This window comes from Desulfitobacterium sp. (assembly GCF_982384815.1).
In genome coordinates this window covers 1-4810 of sequence record NZ_CEVWNY010000164.1, presented here as the reverse complement: position 1 = coordinate 4810, position 4810 = coordinate 1, and the positions used below count along the sequence as shown (strand labels likewise).

General features: G+C 44.7%; 5 protein-coding genes and 1 pseudogene. 1 reads left to right on the top strand and 5 read right to left on the bottom strand.

Going from position 1 to position 4810, the window contains the following annotated elements:
- From AC1U9U_RS15525 to AC1U9U_RS15510, 4 genes are all read right to left on the bottom strand, one after another.
- Positions 1 to 875: acyl-CoA dehydratase activase (locus AC1U9U_RS15525; RefSeq protein WP_479961459.1), on the bottom strand; the 875-nt coding region annotated here is incomplete at its 3' end.
- Complete coding sequence (locus tag AC1U9U_RS15520) at positions 857 to 1951, bottom strand: 2-hydroxyacyl-CoA dehydratase (protein ID WP_479961458.1); 1095 nt, start codon at positions 1949 to 1951, stop codon at positions 857 to 859. The genes AC1U9U_RS15525 and AC1U9U_RS15520, both read right to left, overlap by 19 nt.
- Complete coding sequence (locus AC1U9U_RS15515; protein WP_479961457.1) at positions 1944 to 2885, bottom strand: acyl-CoA dehydratase activase-related protein; 942 nt, start codon at positions 2883 to 2885, stop codon at positions 1944 to 1946. Before AC1U9U_RS15515 ends, AC1U9U_RS15520 begins: the two co-directional genes overlap by 8 nt.
- 537 nt (positions 2886 to 3422) lie before the next feature.
- Complete coding sequence (locus tag AC1U9U_RS15510) at positions 3423 to 3752, bottom strand: tRNA-binding protein (protein WP_479961456.1); 330 nt, start codon at positions 3750 to 3752, stop codon at positions 3423 to 3425.
- A gap of 71 nt (positions 3753 to 3823) precedes the next feature.
- Between AC1U9U_RS15510 and AC1U9U_RS15505 the strand changes: the two are divergent.
- Positions 3824 to 3955, top strand: a pseudogene (locus AC1U9U_RS15505) (hypothetical protein); the annotation flags it as partial.
- Positions 3956 to 4202: 247 nt separating this feature from the next.
- Here the strand turns inward: AC1U9U_RS15505 and AC1U9U_RS15500 are convergent.
- Positions 4203 to 4810: DUF2238 domain-containing protein (locus tag AC1U9U_RS15500; protein ID WP_479961455.1), on the bottom strand; the 608-nt coding region annotated here is incomplete at its 5' end.

Sequence of the window (4810 nt, the reverse complement as noted above, 5' to 3'; positions counted from 1 at the left end):
TTGAAATCCTGCTCCTGGCCGGAGCTTTTGGCCAGCAAGGCTGCGCCTAAGGCTCCCATTAAGTGAGCGTGCCGGTCTACATGGATGGTTTCTCCGGTTGCTTCTTCAAAGGCTTTGATCACCCCGACATTTTTGCTGACGCCCCCCTGGAAGACGATGGGGGCTTTGGTGTGTTTGCCCTTGCCCACGTTATTCAGGTAATTGGCCACCACCGCTTTGCAGAGTCCGGCCACAATATCCTCTTTTTTATGGCCGATCTGAGCCTTGTGCACCATATCCGACTCAGCAAAAACCGTACAGCGGGCCGCTATTTTGGTGGGATTCTGGGAGCGCAAAGCCATTTCCCCAAACTCTTCAACTTCCAGCCCCAGACGCTTGGCCTGGGATGACAGGAAGGAACCCGTGCCGGCGGCACATAAGGTATTCATGGCATAATCGACGACAATACCGTCTTCGACAAGAATAATCTTGGAATCCTGACCGCCGATTTCAAAAATGGTCCGGACATCAGGGTACACCGACAGGGTTCCCACGGCATGGGCCGTGATTTCATTTTTGACCACCTGGGCATTGAGGAGAGCGCCGATCAAGCGCCGGGCCGAACCGGTGGTGCCCACGGCCTTCACCTGAATATCCTGACTGACACGATTGTCGTTGCCGCCATTACCGCTGATATCATCATTGCCGTCAGTATCTTTAATACAATTAATACCGTCAATCTGAGCTGTGAGGTCGGCAATTACCGCCTTAACGGCGTCCACCGGGTTCCCTTCCGTCCATAAGTATTTCTCAGCCAATATCTTGTTGTTCTGATCAATGATGACACCTTTGGTAGAAATGGAGCCGCTGTCCACTCCTAAATAACATTTTGCCATTGTTCTTTTTCCCTTCTCATCATAAGCATGTCATGGAACGCTTCCAGTCTCGTCAGCACACCGGTCTCCGAGGTCTGGGCATCGAAACTGAAATACAGGACCGGCATCTTATAATCACTGCTGATATTCTGGATCATGGGCATGGAATTGACTTCCGGGGTGCAGCCAAAAGGTTTGATGTGAATGACCCCGTCATATCCGGCCTCGGCCAGCATTCTCGCCCGGGCCACACTATCTGTACCATCGGCGCCGATCTCATACTCCAGATATTTCCCGGCCCACTTCACCAAATCACTGGATTTAGGATGATGGCGCAGCAAGTAAGATACGGTGATAAACCGGGTGACCTGGATGCCTTTTTTCGCCAGTTCCTTTTCGATAAAACAGCTGCTGAAAGGCTCCATAAGGGTGTAGAGCTCTCCCACGATTCCTACCCTAAGGGGATTCTTCGGTTTATTGACCTTCAGCCGACGGAATAGCTCATCGTATTTTCGATAGATCTTGTTCAGACTCCGGAAGCCATCCACAGCTGGAAGCTCCTTGAGAAATTCCTTTTGCAGCAGCTCAAAGCTTCCCTCCCGGACCTCGAAGCCAATGTTGGCCCGGATAATGTCATCAATGGAGTCCATAGCCTCGATCATTTTAAAGACCAGCTGAAAGTAGTAGGCGAAGCGGACAAAAGATAGTTGGGGATTCAGACGCTTAAAGCGGTTAAAAAAGGCCAGGGGATTGACATTTTGGTTGTCGATGATGCTGATGAACTCAAAATCATAACCCAGGTCTCTTAAGATCTGTTCCTGAATTTCCCCATAATACCCGAACCGGCAGCCGCCCCCGGACTGGACCAGGATATTCGCGCCTTGTTCCAGGGCTTCAAGATAGTTGCCCAGATTATATTTAAAGGGCACACACACAAAGTCCGGGCTGTACTTTGCGCCCAGTTCCAAGGTTTTTTTGGTAATAGGGGGCGGGGTTAAAACCCGAATATTTTCTAAGACATGCTTGATCAGAAATTCGATGGCGATATGATAATTTCCCATATGAGGAAAACTCATGATCTTTTCCTGGTTAGCCAATTTGCGCTTTCCTCCCGGCTTTTTTTCTTTCCCTGATGATATCGACAAAGCTTTCAATTCTGGTCTGCAAGCCCGCTTCTCCCTGGAGTTCATCCACGATGAGATTGGCCATGGGAACACCTTTTATTTTCCTCAGGCATAATTCATTGACCAGAGAATCGGGCCCGCAGGGGAAGGTGGAAATGAAGATGATCCCATCTATTTCCTGCTGATAATGATGAATTGCGCCGATGAGTTCTTTGTTGAAAGTCCAATAGAGGGTTTCTGAGATGAGCCTTGACTTTTGGGAGGTTTTCTTTTTATCGGCGACATCGGCATAAATCGGTATAATATCTAAGCTTTCCAGGTACTTGATGATAGGATAACCCACCGCCTTATCGTAGGTGTTGTAATCATGGGCAATAATCAGGATCTTCAGCTTGTCTCTTGTCCGGATCAGGCTCTCCTGCTCTGCAGCCAACCGCTGTTCCTTCTTCTTTTGGATTGCTTTCGCTTTAAGATAGGCTCTTAGTACCTGAACAGGGCTCTTGCCCAGTTCCCTGCCCATCCTCATAAACCCTTTGAATTCGCTTTCTTGATTGGCCATATCGACGTTGTAGCTGAGCAGGTTGACATCTTTAAAGGTATTTTTGACGATATCATAGAGAGCATTGAATTTGGTGCATACTTCTTCATTTTCGCCAAAGCCGACGATCCGGGGAACTAAGATAAAGTCTGCTTTTCCTCTCAGGTAAGCAAGATGGCCCATGTAAATTTTGGCGGAAAGGCAGCTTTCGTCGATAGAAGAATCAATGCCGTCTTTCAGGATTTTCTTATTGGTTTCCGGGCTTAAAATGACTTGGCAATTTAATTCCGCAAAAAAACTTTGCCATAGGTATTGATATTTAAAGTATAAAAAGGCCCTGGGTATTCCTATGGTGATTTTACCTTTCAATCCTTTGTCACTTCTTTCATGTCTGTTTTATCGATCAGGATTATTGACGGCAAGTGCGATTCAATTACGGCATTTGCATCAATCGCCAACTCCCTTATGGTAATTCTAACCATTTAGGAGAGGAATTCTACATCATTTGCATTTTTTAAACAAAACTTGGCCGGCGCCATGAAAGCACTGCTTCGCACTTATTGTATTTAGCCGAAGGCGACTGCCTTAGTTGCATTATGCGTCCACAAATTATACTTTCCGGCTAGCTAATAGTGGTTGCTAGGCCATATTTATTTTCCGGAAAAAGAACGGAACGATTATTTTCATTGATAGCTTTTCAAATTAAAAAAACGCCGGGCCTATCTGCCGACGTTCTTCAAATGAGTCATTAGGTTATGTTTAACTTAGATTATGGTATAAATTGGTAAAATAAAGTGTCTTCCCTATTTCTTCTGCCGTCGATTACGGCAAGAACCCTGAGCCTTGTTTTCTTCAATCTTATAAATAATCCGCCAAGGCTGGATAATCAACTCCCGATAAAAGGTATTAACCTAATTTGTCACCTTTTTGAACATGCTGTTCTGGTTGAATTAATACTACACCTTGTGCAGAATAGGTTCCTAATACTAATACCTCCGACATAAAGTCTGCAACTTGTCTTGGCGGAAAGTTTACCACTCCCAAAACTTGCCTGCCTATAAGTTCCTCCTTTTTATAGCATTCAGTAAGCTGGGCACTTGATTTCTTTATGCCAATTTCATCGCCAAAATCAACCCATAATTTATAGGCGGGTTTTTTCGCTTTTTCAAAAAACTCCACTTGCATTACTTCCCCGACTCTAATATCTAATTTCATAAAATCCTGAAAAGTGGCCATAACAAATTCCTCCTCGGCAATACTATTTATACGAATAATTCTACCCTTGAAAACATTTTAAATCAAACGATACCACCGATGTTATCATAACGGATACATTACCGGCTGGTGTAACCTTTATCTCTTCTACTCCCGGTAAAGGGCATTGTAGTAGGTCCGGTAATAATATAACCCGCAACATCGGCGACCTCAATGTAGGTTAGCAGGTTTCAATTGAAGTCATTGTTATTCCGACCGAGGTAGGTACAATCACAAATACCGCTATAGTTTTGGAAACACAAATTAACTGTGAGCCCAATACAGTTACATTAACAGTTCAAGTTGAATCGCAGGTGGAAACCGTGTGCATTATCGCCGAAAAAGTTTTTGCCGGCTGTCAACAAAGAGATTGAAGGGGTTTTTATATCCGGAGAATTGGAAGAAGGCCATCGTATTTTGCAAGTATTTAATTTATTGCAGCCGCTCCAGCCAGCCTTTTTTACTTTTAAGAGATACGTACCCGAAAACTGAAAACGCAAGCGCACCTATGCAGTCTACAATCAAGTCCTTCATTGTGTCCGCAAGAGCGGCCTGTCCTATGAGCTGAGTTCCATTTTCAAGTGCGTATTTTTGCATGTTGGTTAAAAATAAGCTATCTATTGTAAACTCGTAGATCTCCCAAACAACACCTAATGCCGCTGCAAAGCAAAAAGTAAAAATAGCCACGAACAAAGGTGAAAGATAAAGTGGAATTCTGTCAGTCTTATTTAAGAAATTGATAAGCGTCAGACCCAATGCGCCTAACATGGCTCCGCTGAATGTATGTAAAATCGTATCCCAATGCGGTACTTTATAGTAAAAGGAGCGCACCTCTCCTAAAAAAATGGCACAATAGAGGAATACCGCATAAGCGACAATCATACCCGATGGTATGACAATTTTAAACCGCTTTGCGATAAAACTAGGCAGCAGCAATGCAAGCGTTCCAAAAATACATTGCAGAAGCATCAGGGTATAATCGCCCTTAACTCTTGCGCTAATTTCCCCCTGATCGGCAACGGTCGGCGCTTGAAAGATTT

Coding starts and splice junctions, on each gene's coding strand:
- AC1U9U_RS15510 (WP_479961456.1), bottom strand. CDS start 3,752: ATGGCCACTTTTCAGGATTTTATGAAATTAGATATTAGAGTCGGGGAA.